The organism is Helicobacter muridarum (genome assembly GCF_000765805.2).
Classification (GTDB): domain Bacteria; phylum Campylobacterota; class Campylobacteria; order Campylobacterales; family Helicobacteraceae; genus Helicobacter_A; species Helicobacter_A muridarum.
In genome coordinates this window covers 1-15,513 of the sequence record NZ_JRPD02000022.1, presented here as the reverse complement: position 1 = coordinate 15,513, position 15,513 = coordinate 1, and the positions used below count along the sequence as shown (strand labels likewise).

15 protein-coding genes are annotated in these 15,513 nt (G+C 34.1%); 7 read left to right on the top strand and 8 right to left on the bottom strand.

What is annotated here, in order from left to right:
- Positions 1-150: 150 nt before the first annotated feature.
- Both LS73_RS08060 and LS73_RS08055 read left to right on the top strand, forming a co-directional pair.
- Positions 151-1,587, top strand: a complete 1,437-nt coding sequence (locus tag LS73_RS08060) for a TolC family protein (protein ID WP_052089947.1) — start codon at positions 151-153, stop codon at positions 1,585-1,587.
- 48 nt (positions 1,588-1,635) lie between these two features.
- Entirely contained in the window at positions 1,636-2,352 is a 717-nt protein-coding gene (locus LS73_RS08055; RefSeq protein WP_034559383.1) for an efflux RND transporter periplasmic adaptor subunit, read from the top strand.
- Positions 2,353-2,607: 255 nt separating this feature from the next.
- Here LS73_RS08055 and LS73_RS08050 read toward each other — a convergent pair whose 3' ends face one another.
- Entirely contained in the window at positions 2,608-3,894 is a 1,287-nt protein-coding gene (locus LS73_RS08050; protein WP_052089950.1) for a peptidoglycan DD-metalloendopeptidase family protein, read from the bottom strand.
- A gap of 235 nt (positions 3,895-4,129) precedes the next feature.
- On the opposite strand from LS73_RS08050, the gene LS73_RS09850 reads away from it, so the two are divergent.
- From LS73_RS09850 to flgK, 4 genes are all read left to right on the top strand, one after another.
- The gene (locus LS73_RS09850) at positions 4,130-4,303 is read left to right on the top strand and encodes a hypothetical protein (protein ID WP_158654964.1); all 174 of its coding nucleotides are present in this window, start codon (positions 4,130-4,132) and stop codon (positions 4,301-4,303) included.
- A 52-nt stretch (positions 4,304-4,355) separates the two neighbouring features.
- Complete coding sequence (locus tag LS73_RS08045) at positions 4,356-4,625, top strand: flagellar biosynthesis anti-sigma factor FlgM (RefSeq protein ID WP_034559355.1); 270 nt, start codon at positions 4,356-4,358, stop codon at positions 4,623-4,625.
- A 207-nt stretch (positions 4,626-4,832) separates the two neighbouring features.
- Entirely contained in the window at positions 4,833-5,273 is a 441-nt protein-coding gene (locus tag LS73_RS08040) for a hypothetical protein (protein ID WP_034559357.1), read from the top strand.
- Between the two features lie 14 nt (positions 5,274-5,287).
- Complete coding sequence (gene flgK, locus LS73_RS08035; RefSeq protein WP_034559359.1) at positions 5,288-7,108, top strand: flagellar hook-associated protein FlgK; 1,821 nt, start codon at positions 5,288-5,290, stop codon at positions 7,106-7,108.
- A gap of 152 nt (positions 7,109-7,260) precedes the next feature.
- On the opposite strand, the gene uvrC is transcribed toward flgK, so the two are convergent.
- The 6 genes from uvrC to ccoS form a co-directional block, all read right to left on the bottom strand.
- Complete coding sequence (uvrC, locus tag LS73_RS08030) at positions 7,261-8,979, bottom strand: excinuclease ABC subunit UvrC (RefSeq protein ID WP_034559361.1); 1,719 nt, start codon at positions 8,977-8,979, stop codon at positions 7,261-7,263.
- 3 nt (positions 8,980-8,982) lie between these two features.
- Positions 8,983-10,149 (bottom strand): succinyldiaminopimelate transaminase, encoded by a 1,167-nt coding sequence (locus LS73_RS08025; protein ID WP_034559363.1) that lies wholly within the window; start codon positions 10,147-10,149, stop codon positions 8,983-8,985.
- A 125-nt stretch (positions 10,150-10,274) separates the two neighbouring features.
- Entirely contained in the window at positions 10,275-11,081 is an 807-nt protein-coding gene (locus LS73_RS08020) for a class I SAM-dependent methyltransferase (protein WP_034559366.1), read from the bottom strand.
- 1 nt (position 11,082) lies between these two features.
- Entirely contained in the window at positions 11,083-11,892 is an 810-nt protein-coding gene (locus LS73_RS08015; protein WP_034559368.1) for a 3'-5' exonuclease, read from the bottom strand.
- Positions 11,893-12,037: 145 nt separating this feature from the next.
- Complete coding sequence (locus tag LS73_RS08010) at positions 12,038-12,994, bottom strand: NAD(P)-binding domain-containing protein (RefSeq protein WP_104692116.1); 957 nt, start codon at positions 12,992-12,994, stop codon at positions 12,038-12,040.
- A gap of 43 nt (positions 12,995-13,037) precedes the next feature.
- On the bottom strand, positions 13,038-13,241 hold the full coding sequence (ccoS, locus tag LS73_RS08005) for a cbb3-type cytochrome oxidase assembly protein CcoS (RefSeq protein WP_034559370.1): 204 nt from the start codon (positions 13,239-13,241) through the stop codon (positions 13,038-13,040).
- A gap of 146 nt (positions 13,242-13,387) precedes the next feature.
- Here ccoS and LS73_RS08000 point away from each other — a divergent pair, with 146 nt between their 5' ends.
- A complete protein-coding gene (locus tag LS73_RS08000) occupies positions 13,388-14,383 on the top strand; it encodes a methionyl-tRNA formyltransferase (protein WP_034559371.1) in 996 nt (331 codons plus the stop codon).
- A 205-nt stretch (positions 14,384-14,588) separates the two neighbouring features.
- On the opposite strand, the gene LS73_RS07995 is transcribed toward LS73_RS08000, so the two are convergent.
- Positions 14,589-15,513, bottom strand: a 925-nt coding sequence (locus LS73_RS07995; protein ID WP_268903011.1) for a flagellin, incomplete at its 5' end; no start/stop codon positions are given.

Here is a 15,513-nt window from a genome sequence, read left to right as displayed (position 1 = left end):
TTCTAAAAGGCATAGTGCTATATTTACTTTTTATAAATACCATTCACAGCATAATTGTATATACAAATATTTTTCTTAATTTATGTCATATTAAAACAATCCACACAACCAAACAAAAAGTTGCTTTAGATTGCATTAGGAGTCTCTTTAATGTCTTTATATGAGTCTTTGTATAAAAAAATCATAACAAAAATATACATATTGGCATCAATATTAATAGCCCAACTCTCTTTGTCATTTGGCATTGCAAAAGAAACCAATAAACAAAATAATTCAGCAAACTTCTTATTCCAACAAAATATTGGGCAAAATACAAAGCAAAACAGAAGAAATGAAGTTAAAGATTCCAATCAATTAGAATCTGTCTTAAGGGAAAGTGGTAAAGATGGCATAACATTAAAGGAGCTACTAAACAGTGCAAGCAATAATCTATCTCTCCAAGCACAAAATCTACTAAGTGAACAGGCACAAAAGGACTATCTTGTTTCAAAGTTAGCTCTTATCCCAAACCTAGATGCCAAATACAACTTTAATCATACGGCAGCTAGCACACCAATTAGCTGGCAAACACAAAACGCACAGCTAAATCTTAATTGGACACTAGATTACGCTAACTTTCAAGCTATAAAAGAAAAGGGGGCAATTTCGCAAAAGAATGTATATGATGTAAAATATCTAAAGCAAAATATATATCTACAAATAGTGCAACAGTATTACATATATTTCAATAACGAATCTATTATAATGACATTGCAACAAAAATTACAACAAATTCGCTCCGATGTGGATAGAGTGCAAAAACTATATGCGCAAGGTCTAAAAACAATTAGCGATTTAGAATCTCTAAAATCCCAAGCCTCATTAACAGAATATCAGATTAATGATGCCCAATTGGCTTTAACCCAAAGCATGCTTACTCTAGAATACCTAGCTAACACAAAGATAGAAAATATCAAGCGTATAAGTATAATTGACCCAACATACTTGCTAGAGGATAGGAGCGATATTAAATCCCTTGAATTCCAAATCAAAGCACAAAAACACCTAAATGCTCAATTGCATTATTATCCATCATTAATATTTCAAAATACCTACACATACAATATACAGATTCCAGACTTTGCTAAGCAACTACTAATGGGATCAGGTGGAATTGGCGGGTTTGCGGCAACATATGCAGATCATCATAATTCTTTTGGGATAATACTTAATTATGGTTTATTTGCCAAAATCGGACAGAGTGTGCAAAAACAATCTTTTGCTCTTGCTACAATTGCAAATGAAAAAATATTAAACTATAAGAAGAATGAGCAGAAAAAAGATGAAGAGCTATATAGGATGGCAATAACATTAGCTAAAAATCAGATCGAAAGCGCAAAAGCAAGCCTTATATCAGCAAACCTATCATACGATAATATGAAGAAAAGGTATGAAGCAAACATCGTAACATTCACGGAATATATGCAAGCACTAAGCACTAAATATGATGCAGAATCTACACTCATACAAGCCCTAAACAACTATGAGACACAAAAGGCGAATTATATCTTTTATAGCGGGCAAGAGATAGATAAATATATAAAATAATAATCTTTTAAGGAGGAATTATTGAGAAATATCACTTTGTTATTTTTGATGACTCTGATGATGGCTCTAGCAGAGCAGAAAGTATATGCAATCTTTAATGTTGTTGCAATAAGAGATTCTAATCTGATGATGGATACTAGTGGTATTGTAGCAAACATATTTGTAGATGTGGGCAGCGAGGTTAAGAAAAATGATCCATTGCTAGCACTATCTAATGAAGATAGAATCCAAAACGTCAATATGCAAAAAGCACAGCTTGAGGGGGCAAAAGCGCAATACGTATTTGCAAAGAATCAATATGAAAGATACAAAAAAACAGGTAATGCTATTGATAAAAACACTCTTGAGCAAAACTACTCCAACTTCAAAAATCTTGAAAGCACCTATAATAATCTACAATACAGTGTGCAATACCAAAGCGAAATGCTAAGGCGAACTACATTAGTGGCCCCATTTGATGGCATAATAGCTAGCAAAAATATAGAGCTAGGAGATGGCGTAGGAGCTAATCAAACTAAACTTTTTAGACTTGTAAGCCATGAAAAAAAGCTTGTTATACAATTTGATTCAAAATATCTCCCATTAGTGAAAATAGGAGATGTCTACCGCTACAAGATTGATGGTAAGGGAGCAGAAATGGAATCCAAAATCTACAAGATTTATCCAGCAGTCGATGTAAATACTCGCAAGGTGAGCGCAGAAGTAAGTGCGCCAGATGAAATGCAAGCTGGATTATTTGGAGATGGATACATCATAACTAAGTAGAACAACTTGCTACAACTGTAAGATAGTATTAATATTTTAATTACTATAATTAAGAGTGCTGATTTTTGGTAGGGCTAATTTAAGATTTAGCGTAAAAAATATTAGTTAATTTACAAATAAACAAATTAAATATATCTAGCAATATTCAATATTAAATCAAACCATAGTCATAAGGATTACAGAGAATCTAAATATCAAACAGCATCAAGCAATTATAAAAGCAACACTAAATATTTAGGCTTCTAGCTCCTATACTTATTCTACTGCGCCATTAGATGTATCAATATTAACCTCATCTTCACCTTCATCTTGCAAAGATTGAGAATCATTCACTCCAATAAGAGTTCGAACAACCACAGAATTGGTATCATCAGGAATTACTGTATTGGCTATGAAGCTCTTGATTTCTTGTTTAGCATTGCTAGTAAACTCCATAAATGCTTTTTTGGTGCTACCGCTTAATTCACTACGCTCTGTTTTAATCTGCCCTAATGGATCAATTGGCATATTATTCTTATATACACCAAAATGCAAATGTGGCCCTGTGCTAAGCCCTGTGCTACCTACATCACCAATATAAGTGCCCTGTCTCACAAATGCTCCCGGCTTAGATGCCTTACCAATTTTGCTCATATGGGCGTACAATGTCTTTATGCCTCCATCATGCTGGATTTCTATAACCTTACCATAGCCTCCCTTTACCCCCGCAAAGATAATCCTACCATCTCCTGCTGCATATATTTTTGTGCCTGTTGGAGCTGAAAAATCTACTCCATAATGAGGACGCACATAGCCTAAGACCGGGTGTCTTCTGCCTGACGAGAATTTCGAGCTAATGCGGCGATACTTCACTGGATTAATCAAAAGAAAACTAGCCATCTCTTTGCCATCTTCATCACGATAGCGATTTTGGAATCCAAACAAATAACTAAATCTTCCTTGTGATTCCACCGCAATGGACTCTATGGTAGGCAAACCTATAGGTTTACCTAGTCTATACTTTCGATAATATATAACCGCTATACGATCGCCTTTTTGGACAATTTGCCTAGATCTATAAGCCATTAAAAACTCTTGATTTAGTCTAGGATCCTTAGTGGCAGAATAGAGTGCACTAGATGGAGAACCACCGCTTTGTATCCTAGCCATTACTCTCTGCTTAGTCTCTAGGGAAATTATAGGGATAATATTCATCTTGTATAAATTCTCTTTGAAATCAAAGAAAATCTTTACTTGTGTCTCGGCATTAAGCGGCAAAAACGCCTGCAAAAGATTTCCATTAGAATCTCTAACAATAAAAATCTCCGAATCTGTTTTTACATCTGCAACTAGCTCCTTGTCCTCTGGAGAAAGAGAATAATATGTGCTTTCTGGGATATTGTTTTTAGCAAGAAACCCAAGCAACGTAAAGCCATATTCCCATTTAGCTCTTTCAGCATAACTAGCATAGAATCTTTTTTGTACGCCTGCGTTATAAATATCACCCGCAAACAATAAAGCACAAAATGCAAAGTAGCACACTGCCAAAAAGCTAATACGCATATTGATTCCTTAGACAGAAATATCAATCAATGAATTAAAATGTGTTACAATGGCATTATATTTGCTATATAAGCAGATATTTGATTGGAACTAAAGTTGGTATTATATCAAAACTGTATTCTAAATCATAATATTCTCCACTTAGTTAGAATCTTGAGAAAGATTCTAAAGATATGGAGATTTGGAATAGGATTCGGCATTATGCTCATAAATATTGTGTCTAAGGTGGTAATTTATGAAAGATTTTATTTATCCCACGATAGTCTTTATATTATTTTTGAGTGCAATGGGCTTTGTTATGTTTTATACATACAGTAGTAAGGGGACTAATTCCTATGAAAGCACTAGGAAAGGATCTGTTACAACAATAGAGAATCTGAAGCGAGAAATTATGAAAACGGTTAATTAAATTATAAAATTGCCGATTATTTGATGTGGATTTATTAATGTAAGGAGACATTATGAGAGTTGCAAGCAGCGTAATGGGATCAATCCAACAAGCACAAAGTAGAGATTTAAGGAATGAGTTTAATCGTAATGTGCAAGATAAAAAAAATAACAATATAAACAAGGATATATTCGAACTAGAGAAAATATCAGAGTTTAACACAGCACAAAAACTCCGAGAAGAAAAAATAGCTCGAATTAAGGAGGAGATTAAAAACGGGACATATAAGATAGACCTATTGGCTACATCTGATAAAATGGCACAAAGTTTGCTTAATGTATGATATTAAGACAGACTTCGTATAAGATGGAAATTTATATAATTTGACTTAAATTTTAAGAACTCATTTAGCTATTTGGGTTTTTAATTTGGTGTTTGTTGCTTATATCTAACCTTAAAATGACAACACTATATTTTGGCTACTAGACAAATTTAGTAGTTCAATCCTTCTATTATGATAGCCTGTCTGTTCAATCATTGGGGCTTTAAAATGATACAAACAGACTCACTACATATATATTTGCAAGAAGCAATTAACATTCTCAACTCATTAATCAAATTTACGCAAGAGGATATAGACGATATAAAGGTTGCCAATCATGAAGTAATCTTCAATCGTTGTAACACAAAGGCTGTTGCTATAAAGGAATTTGAATATGCAAAAAGCAGAATTGATAAAGAAATTATAGATTTAACAAAAAAGCATCCTCACTTAAATATTGCACAAATACTAGATGAAAAAGCTGATCTGCTACTAGCAGATATGCGCAAGGCATTGGAAGAGCTAAAGTCAATAAATAGGCATTATGCTCATATAGCCTTTGCGCTAAGTGAATTTTATACATCTATTGCAGACAGGCTTATTCCACGCGAGAAAGCTGATTATAAGAGTCGCGCAGAACAAAGTCAATTACTAAAGATTGAAGTTTAGACAAGGAGGATCAAATGGGAGGTATTCTATCTTCACTTCATACGAGCACAACCGGATTGCATGCCCACCAGCTAATGGTGAATGTAACAGGTAACAATATCGCAAATGCAAGTGATGAATTTTACACAAGACAAAGAGTAATAGTTCATCCTGAAACTCCACTATATTATCCAACTTATAATCTTGGTAGAGGTGTAGATGTTGATTCTATACAGAGATTGCATGATGAATTTGTATTCTCGAGATACTCAAAAGCAGCTACAGAGCATAATTTTTTTGATACACAGTTTGCCGCACTTCGTGAGGCTAGCACATTTTTTCCTGATGTAGAAGGTGTTGGAATCTACAATGACTTAGAGGAATATTTCAACTCATGGAAAGATATCGCCAAAAACCCAAACGACACTGCGCAAAAGCAAGTTTTAGCAAAAAATGCCATGATTCTAACAAGGAATATAAATGATACTAAAGAAAAACTAGTAATACTGCAACGTAAGAAAAGCGAGGAACTAGAAGCACAAATAAATGATGCAAACAAGCTAGGAAAGCAAATCGCAGAAATAAACAAAAAAATGAAAGAAATGGAAGATAGCTTAACACTAAAGCAAGCAAATGAGCTTAGAGATAGACGAGATGAATTAGAGTTTCGCTTAAGGGAAATAGTAGGAGGTAACGTATTTAAAAATAAGATAAAGGCAAATAATATTGTAGGAGCACAGGCTGCAGATTTTGATGAAGATTATACATTTACTATTGGGCATGGTTTTAGTATGATAGATGGAGCAAACTTCCACCCAATCATATTAAACAAAACCAATAATGCCGCTGGGTTAAATCGCCTGTATATTAGGGGATATGATTTCAAAGATGTAGACATCACAGACAAAATTGATGAGGGTAAGGCCGGTGCATTAATCGATTTATATAACAATGGATATGACGGCACAAAAGTAGGCAAACTACAATATTATATGAACCTGCTTGATAGCTTTGCAAGAGGGCTTATAGAAGCTACAAACACAATATATGCTCAAAGCGGCACAGAGGAAATAAAAAGTGACTTATTGGGGATTGGAAAGAATGAGGCGTTAAGGGATACAAACTATAACATTAAAATGGGTAAGTTTACTTTATATGCCTACAACGCCAATGGTCAGGTGTTGGCATCAAAAGATATAAATATAGATATACCAACAACCATGGACGATATAGTAAAGCAAATCAATGCTAACACAGATGACAATAAAAATAATAATGCGCTAGATGACTTTGATGATTATTTCACAGCATATTATGATGATGATTCTAAACAGTTCAAGATTACTTCAAAATATCCTACAAAAGGGCTTTATGTAGGATTAAAGGACCACGGCACAAATTTCACTGGAGCATTTGGAATCAACAGATTCTTCGCAGGTAATGATGCTAGCAGCATTAACCTAGAATACGAATACCGAAAAGATTCTACTAAGATTCGCCCATGGCTAATGCCTGTTAGCGGGAATTTTGAAATAGCAAATATGATGCAACAGCTTCAATATGATGAAGTAGAGTTCTATCAAAATAAGCTAGACAAGAAATACATGAAGATTAATGAATTCTATCAATTCACTACAGGCGCAGTTGCCAACCAAACACAAGAAGTAAAGATTACACTAGATACAAAAAAAAGCATACTAGAAGCAATCAAAAAAGAACACTTAGCAATATCCCAGGTTAGCGTAGATGAAGAAATGGTAAATCTTATCAAATTCCAAGGTGGATATGCAGCAAATGCAAAGGTAATTACAACCATTGACAAGATGATTGACACACTATTAGGAATTAAACAATAGCATAAAAATTTTAAAAACAAAATCTCAACTTACTAAAGTTGCTACAATAAACGCGACAAAGAATAAACTAAAGCAATCCCATTAAATTTAACAATAAGTGCTAATACAACAAAACAAAGTCGAACAGCAATATAAACTAGCAACCATAAACCCTATAACTTTTGCTGTCCAATAGAATTTGTTTTTTTGCTTCTATGGAATGTTATGGCAAACCTATGTGCCTCATCTCGTAATTTTTGTAAGAATTGCAAACGCAAATCATTAGAATCAAGCTTAAATTCCAAATCCCTTGAACGTATAATATCCTTTGCACCACCCTTTGAGCGATATGCCTTAGCATTCCTTTTTTCCTTTGCTATAGCTATAACATCAATATTAACATTGCTAGATTCTAAAATTTCTAAAGCTATTGCAATTTGTGCCTTACCTCCATCTAATACCCATAAATCAGGCGGACTTAAGGAATCAAAACTTAGAGCACGCCTTGTAAGCATTTCTCGCATTTGAGAATACTCGTCTCTGCCACTAAGATTATAATGTCTATATTTCTCCTTGCAAAAATCATTGTCGCTATAACTAATCATTGCTCCAACACAAAAACTTCCTGCATGATGGCTTGTATCAAACACCTCTATACTAGCAATCTCCCTATCTAACAAAAAAAGTTCTGCAATGCTAGCAATAGTCTCATTTTCACTTACAAAGAATGTCTCTTTATCATGTAGCAACCGTATAGCATTGTCATTTGCAATTTTAGCTAACTCTAGTTTTGCCCCCCTTTTTGGCATAACTAGCTTAGGGATACAATCTTGTAGCCCTTCTTTAGCTAGTTTTTGCAATAAAATAAAATTAGATTCTGTAATATTGGCGATTATTAGCTCCTTTGCCAATGTCTTATCTTGGCTAATCTTTAAAAGAGCTTGAGTATAGATTTCTAGCTCAAACTCCGAGCTAGACTCATTCGTGCGTTCGTTGTAAGATTTGGGATTAGATGCCAAAATATGACGCGAAATTTTTACAAATATATGATACATGCTATCTACTTTACCATTGCGAACAAAAAGTTTTAATAAAACCCCCTGCCCTCCTTTCATAACAAAGCTAAGCACATCACAATCATAATGCTTCTTTAAATCAAATGCGCAGAAGTTAATGTCATCAATGACGCTTATGCAATCTCTAAAGAATCGTGCATGCTCAAAAAGCTCTTTGTTAGCAGAATCTAGCATATGCCTTTGCAATTCTTGTTTCATTAGATTCTTATTTTGCATAAGCTTTATTGCTTGGCTTATAATATCTGCATATTTGGCTTGCAACTCATGACTAGCAAATTCGCAAATACCCAAACATCTTTGGATTTGATAATATAAACAAACTCGCTTCCCCTTAAGGCAACTTGCTTGTTGCACTAATGGAAACATCATATAAAGGCTATTTAAAATTTCCTTTGCTCCTCGCGGATATGGACCAAAATAGAGCATGCCTTTTTTATCTTCAATTCGCCTAGTAATTACAAATCGAGGATATTTGCTATCTTTGTCAATACAAATATATGGATAGGTTTTATCATCTCTTAATAGAATATTATATTTTGGATTCTGCGATTTGATTAAGGAATTCTCAAGAATCAAGGCGTCTCTCTCATTTTCAACAACAAATATTTGAAGTGAGCAGATTTGGGATACCATATGTCTTATTCTCATAGAATTTCTAGGGTTTGGGGAAAGATCTTTAGCAAAGTAGCTCATCACACGTTTTTTAAGATTCTTTGCCTTACCAACATACAGCAATCTATTATATTTGTCATAGTATTGATAGATTCCAGACCTTTGTGGCAAACTCTTTAGCTGTTCAAGTAATGTAAGATTCATAGATTAGATCATAAAATCATCTCTAAATGCCTTTATTTGCATAAGAACATTTCTCATGATTTCTTCTTCTTGGGTTAAAGCTATACGCACAAACCCCTCACCTAACCCTTGCCTGCCTAGATATGAACCAGGCAAAACCAAATGTCCTGTGCGTTTAAAAAGTTCTTTAACAAACATCTCATCAATAGAATATCCATCACAAACGCCCTTAGAGCCAATTTGCAACCAAACATAAAATGCATATGGGAAGATTTGACAATCAGAAAAAATCTTTCTAGCCATTGCTAAATTTAGTGCAAATTTACGTCTAATATGCTCTGCATATTCATTTTGATTCCATGCCACTATGCTGGCTCTTTGCAACACTATTGGCATACTTATACCAACATAGCTACGAAATACTCTATAAGGCTTTAGAATCTCCTTATCTCCAGCAACAAACCCACTACGAAGACCGGGGGCAGATAACCTCTTTGATATAGAATTGATTGCAAATACATTTTTAAATCTAGGGCTATTAGACTCAATAATGCTAGCTTCCAATACACTAGGGGGGCTTGATTCCTCATATATCTCGCTGTAACACTCATCATTAATTAATATAAAGTCATTATTAAGAGCAGCCCTAACCCACCATCTAAGCTCATCAATGTTTAGAATCTGCCCTGTGGGATTATTAGGTGAGTTTAAAATCACTATATCTACTCTAGCTAAATCCTCCTTGCATAATGATGGCTTGAAGTTATTTTGCTCTGTAAGAGGCATATATATAACATCTGCGTTATTGGCAATTTGTGCGCCTTCATATATTTGATAAAATGGATTTGGGAAAGCAATAGTAGGCTTAGTGGATTTAAGCTTATGCGTTAAACAAAGGAAATGAGGAAAACTAAACAATACTTCCCTTGAGCCAAAAGTAGGAATAATCTCGTCATCTCTTAGCTCTATATTAAATCGCCTAGACACAAAACCTCTCTGAGCTTGGACTAAGTCCTGCTGCAAGGTGGGATAATAGCGAATGCTGCTAGCATTCTCTTTAATGGAATCTAACACATTCTTAGGAGAATCAAAGGCTGGCTCTCCTATGCTAAGATTTATACCTGTCCTTTGTGTATTACAATCTCTTAATAAATTGCGTAATCTCTCAAATGGATATGGATTAAAATTCATATCAATCCTTATAAGAATCTAATCATAAATAGTAATCATTTTGCGCTTAAGAAGCCTTTAACACAAAAATAAGTATTTATGAATATTAAACATAAATCAATATTAAGCAACTTTCAAAAGCTATGTTAATTCTTGATACAAGGCAAAATGAGATTATGAATCATGGTTGGCATTCTAAAGGCACTAGTATGTAAATTGGAATTATAAAACAATACATTATCTAGCATATCAGACTTTTGCAAAAGCAAATCGGCTAATGGGTGAAATCTCTTACTAGCAAATGCATAAAAGCTATTATCCAAACAAGAAATAACAAATGGCATTAGTATATTAAAAAGAGGTTTTACCATATCTAGAGAATATAGAGCAAGGTTTGGTTCTATATAAAGATTCTCTAATCTATAAATCACAATGCCATCATCGCTAGAAAGCTTATGCAAGGCTTGGACTTCATGTGCCTTTAACTCGCCTAGATGCAATACAATGTCATAACCAGACTGTTTAATGCTAGAAAAGTTGGGATAAAAGGAAATTTTATTATTGGCTTGAATCTCTTTAAAATTTGGCAAAAAACCGCTTAATGTATGAAACGCTTCTATATGCGGCAAAACAACATCAACCTCTACACCAAGATTTGCAAACAAATGGGCTATTTGGCAGTTTAGTGTTCCAAAAAGCAAAACACGCTTAATATTAATTCTAGTGCAGTATGGAATATAGGTCAACATTTCACTTTGCGCGTGAAGAAATCGCTCAATCAACACCTCTTCATTATGCTTGCTTCTATCCTTGTAGACAATTCTGGCTATTTGTCCAAAAACATGAGAATCAAATAGCTCTACACAAACAGAATCCTCCTTATAGTCTGCAAATTTACTATGAATGGTTAGTTGCATTTGTAAATTTTGAGATGACGATGTATTTAACCACATATTAGTCCTTTATATATCTGTTTATTTCCTTATCAATACACGCAATAAAAGTATTTGCGTATGGCGCATTTCCTACAATATTATCTCGCATTAATGCCAAATTTTCCAAATAGTGATTTAGCTGTATCATACCCTTTGTAAGCTCGAATTTCAAGAAAAGCCAATAAGTATTTAATACATCACTTTGACAATAAAAATCAACCTTAGCAATATTATTTTCCTTAAAAATGAGTTCAAATACTTGTTCTCCATGTATATCATATTTTCCCATAATGCCTGCCATTTTACAAACCGAATCTAAGTCAATACTTCTTGTAGCACCATAGTTGCCCAACACATCAAACAAATCAAGATGAAATCTTTCGCTATATCGTTGACGATAGTTTTCCCATTTATTTTTACCTGCATTTTGGTTATCAACCTCATAATAGCCCGATAGGTTTATATTATACTTCAATGCTCTAAGAGCAATTAGTGGCATATCAAATCCTCTACCATTAAAGCTTACCAAACGGGGGCTCTTCTTATTTATAAAAGAACTAAATTCCTGCAATAAAATCTCTTCTCTATCCTCTATACTTGCATTTGCGGCAAAATGTCCAACCTTAATAAACCTACCATAATCATCTGCTATCACACTGGCTATAGAGATAATTCTATGAAAGCTAAGCGGCAAGAACGAATGTCCACTCTTATCTTTTTGATCCATAAAAGCTTGATTGCAAACATCTAAACAATCACCACTATATCCATAAATCTGTCTTAAAAGCTCAACATCTGGAATACTCTCAATATCAAATATACAAATCATGTTTCCTCTAATATGCCTCAATATATTGAAGCTCTAATTGATAATTATGATAATTACGTTTAAAACAAGCTTATAGCAGTAAATAAAGCTTAATTTCTATAAGCAATATTATTTCACACATAACAAATCAGCTTTTATAGATTTGTTAAGATTTCTTTACAACACTAATAGCATTTACAATATCATAAGCATCATTCATACTTTTTGCAATTGAGCCGCCATTTTTATAGAGCAAATCCCCTACTACAAATAGATTCTCTACATTGCTCTGCTTGGTGCTTTCATCATGAGAAGCAACTCCATTAGAATCAACTTCAACACCGCATTTCCTCAAGAAATCTAAAGGTACAACCCCACCAATAGCATAAACTATCCTATCAAAATGTGCACTAGAGTTATCTGTAAAATTAACTTTGAATCTGCCATTATCATCTTCTAAAGAGTTAATATCAACGCCAAATTTCCCGATTAAGCCATTTTGTAAGCTATTTTGCAACTCTCGAGCATTTTCGTCATTTATACGATTAAATTCAGAGCGTCTATAATTAAGCGTGGTCTTTGTAACACCGGCAAGATAAATTGCATATTCAACCGCAGAATTACCACCGCCCACAATCAGAATCTCCTCTCCAGCTAAACATTCATTGACATTAAAATTTGCCTTTTTTCTAAGTTTTGTAGGAATTGGATATTGTGGCTTATTTGGCTTACCCATTTTGCCTATGCCAATTATTATAAAATCCGAGCTAAAACTATTTGTTCCACTTTTAACGACAAATATAGAGTCTTTTTTAATAACTTGCTCTACTTCTTTGTTATAAATAATTTCAACATTATTCTCACTTAAGAGATTTTCAAAAAGAGTTAACGCAATTTCTTTGTTGCAATCTTTAAAATCTATATGACCCTTTAAGTCTACTAATTGCCCCTTATAATCCTTATCTACACGCTTACCATCTTTGTAGTATTCTCTAATCATTCCACAAATCTTATCAGTTTTCTCAAGTAATAAAATATTATCTATACCAAACTTCTTGCATTCAATGGCACTTGCAATACCACCAGGTCCTGCTCCAATAATAATTACATCATAATGCTTCATAGTATAATTGTCCTTTCTATAAAAATGTGAATAGTTTATCAGATTACTTTTTTGGCCTATTTGATGAATTACTCACTAAATCATGAGCACTATTTAAATCCTCTATTCCATCAAATAGCACACCTTGCATCATTCTGTCTTTATCGTCAAACTGACCATTCCTTAGCCCCCATAAGAATGCCAATAAGCCCACAAATCCAACACAAATAGACACGCCAAGCATTAATGCCATAACCCAAGTGCTCATGAAAACCCTTTTTAAAAACCTACAATGAATTGTATCTAAATTTGATTAAAGCTATAAATTTATATTAAGCTTGACAATAAGCCGCTATAGAATAATTATATAGATTCTAGTAGAATCATTATCCAACATTAATATAAGGATATATATTGAATCTTGTTTTTATTGGAACACCACTCTTTGCTAGAAATATTTTAGAAGGATTACATATAAAGCACAATATACTAGGAGTCATAACGCAAACAGATAAGCCATTTGGTCGCAAAAAGATTCTAAAAGCTCCAGAAGTAAAGCAATATGCACTATCTTCAAATATTCCATATTTTCAGCCACAAAGATCAATAGATATAAAAGAAACTCTCAATAATATAGAATCTAATGGCACAGCAATAGACGCAATTGTAGTAGTAGCATATGGGAAAATTCTACCAAGTTCTATTGTAGATAGATATTTATGCTTAAATTTACATGGTTCTATCCTACCGTATTTCCGAGGGGCTAGCCCAGTGCAACATAGCATAATGAATAATTATGCACATTTTGGGCTAACTGTAATTAGCATGGACTCTAGCCTAGATACAGGAGATATACTTGCTACAAAAAACCTATCACGCCAAGATGTAGAGTCTTTAGAGATAACAGATGTGTTCAAAGCTTTAGCTCCTCATGGTATAGAATTATTAGATTCTGTAATAAAGGCTAGTGAAAAAGGAGAGCTAATAAGAGAGGCTCAAGCTCACCACAAAGCTACATATTGCGCAAAAATTAGCAAACAAGATTGTATATTAAACCTTGATGATTCCAAAGAGTCATATCTACGATATTTAGCACTATGTGATAGAGGAGTAAGCATTATCTGCAAATACGGAAAGCTAAAATTAAATACAATCATATCCTATGAAGAAACGGGCTACGAAAAAACGATGAATGAGAAAGAGCATTACGCAAAAACACCACAAACACAAAAAGGCACAATACTAGAAATTGACTTCAATAAAGAAAGCTTTAGTCTTGCATGTGAACAAGGAAAGCTATGGATAAAAGAGGTTACCCCAGAAAATAAACCAAAGATGAAAGCCCTAAGTTTCTTGCAATCAAAGGGACTAAAAGCTGGAGATACACTACTAGCCCCAAAACAAAGCTAAAGTGGATTGCTTACATATTCTTGCAATGATTCAATCATTGTTTATAACGAACGCCCACACACAAACCCCAAATATGTAAGTAATCCAAATAAAGTATTAGTTAAGCCCCCCCTGGCTTAAAGGGGAAGCAGGAGACAAACACTAGGATGCTACATATCAAAAAGACCCTCAATAACTAAGGGCTTTCTAAAATTAGAAAATACGGCTATTGTAGCAATCTTAAAATATTTTGCTGAACCGTATTTGCTTGGCTCATTGCAAAGCTACCAGATTGTGCTAGGATGTTTAGCTTGTTAAAGTTAGCAGACTCTTGTGCAAAATCCACTTCTCTAATTTGACTTTCAGCTGCTTTAACATTCACTTGTGTTACAGAGATGTTATTAACAGTTGAAATCATTTGTCCTTGAACAGAACCTAAATCCGCACGGATTCTATCAAGAATCTTTATCGCAGATTCAGCAATATCCATAACAACCATAGCACCACGCAAGCTTGTTACACCAGCACCAAGCTCTGCGCCACCACTTGCTACAACTTTGTTATAGTTTGAACCAGCAGCAGATTTAACATCTTTATTAAATGCTCCCATAGTATCACGCAAGTTTACAACTGTTTTTGCGACCTGACTGCTGTCAAAACCAATACTTTTATATAAAGATTTAGCATTTGATGCTGACATTACTACAATATCACGAGAATCTAGTCTTGTAAGAGATAATCGCCCATAGTTTTCAGAGCCCTTACCATCTAACTTTTGACCACCATTCATAGATTTTACTGATACTTCTGCAACTTTGCCATCTTGACCTTTTTGGTTTTTGCTAACAGAGATTTTAATGCCTCGCCCATCGATGCTTCTTAGGTTTAGTCTACCTTTTTCATCTGTGTATGCCTCAACACCTGTTTGGTTTGTAACAGCATTAAATGATTGGACCAAACGACCATCAGAGTCACCAGCCTTAATATTATTAACATCGCCTATTGTTATACCATTAATAATAATGTTAGACATTGTCCCAGATTTAATCATCTCATCAGATGTTGAGATAACATTGGCTACCGCACGAATCCCTGTTTTGTCAGAGCTTTTATTAATAACTTCAGCTAAAACACCAATACCTGTTCCAACG

Coding starts and splice junctions, on each gene's coding strand:
- LS73_RS08060 (WP_052089947.1), top strand. CDS start 151: ATGTCTTTATATGAGTCTTTGTATAAAAAAATCATAACAAAAATATAC.
- LS73_RS08055 (WP_034559383.1), top strand. CDS start 1,636: ATGACTCTGATGATGGCTCTAGCAGAGCAGAAAGTATATGCAATCTTT.
- LS73_RS08050 (WP_052089950.1), bottom strand. CDS start 3,894: ATGCGTATTAGCTTTTTGGCAGTGTGCTACTTTGCATTTTGTGCTTTA.
- LS73_RS09850 (WP_158654964.1), top strand. CDS start 4,130: ATGAAAGATTTTATTTATCCCACGATAGTCTTTATATTATTTTTGAGT.
- LS73_RS08045 (WP_034559355.1), top strand. CDS start 4,356: ATGAGAGTTGCAAGCAGCGTAATGGGATCAATCCAACAAGCACAAAGT.
- LS73_RS08040 (WP_034559357.1), top strand. CDS start 4,833: ATGATACAAACAGACTCACTACATATATATTTGCAAGAAGCAATTAAC.
- flgK (WP_034559359.1), top strand. CDS start 5,288: ATGGGAGGTATTCTATCTTCACTTCATACGAGCACAACCGGATTGCAT.
- uvrC (WP_034559361.1), bottom strand. CDS start 8,979: ATGAATCTTACATTACTTGAACAGCTAAAGAGTTTGCCACAAAGGTCT.
- LS73_RS08025 (WP_034559363.1), bottom strand. CDS start 10,149: ATGAATTTTAATCCATATCCATTTGAGAGATTACGCAATTTATTAAGA.
- LS73_RS08020 (WP_034559366.1), bottom strand. CDS start 11,081: ATGTGGTTAAATACATCGTCATCTCAAAATTTACAAATGCAACTAACC.
- LS73_RS08015 (WP_034559368.1), bottom strand. CDS start 11,892: ATGATTTGTATATTTGATATTGAGAGTATTCCAGATGTTGAGCTTTTA.
- LS73_RS08010 (WP_104692116.1), bottom strand. CDS start 12,994: ATGAAGCATTATGATGTAATTATTATTGGAGCAGGACCTGGTGGTATT.
- ccoS (WP_034559370.1), bottom strand. CDS start 13,241: ATGAGCACTTGGGTTATGGCATTAATGCTTGGCGTGTCTATTTGTGTT.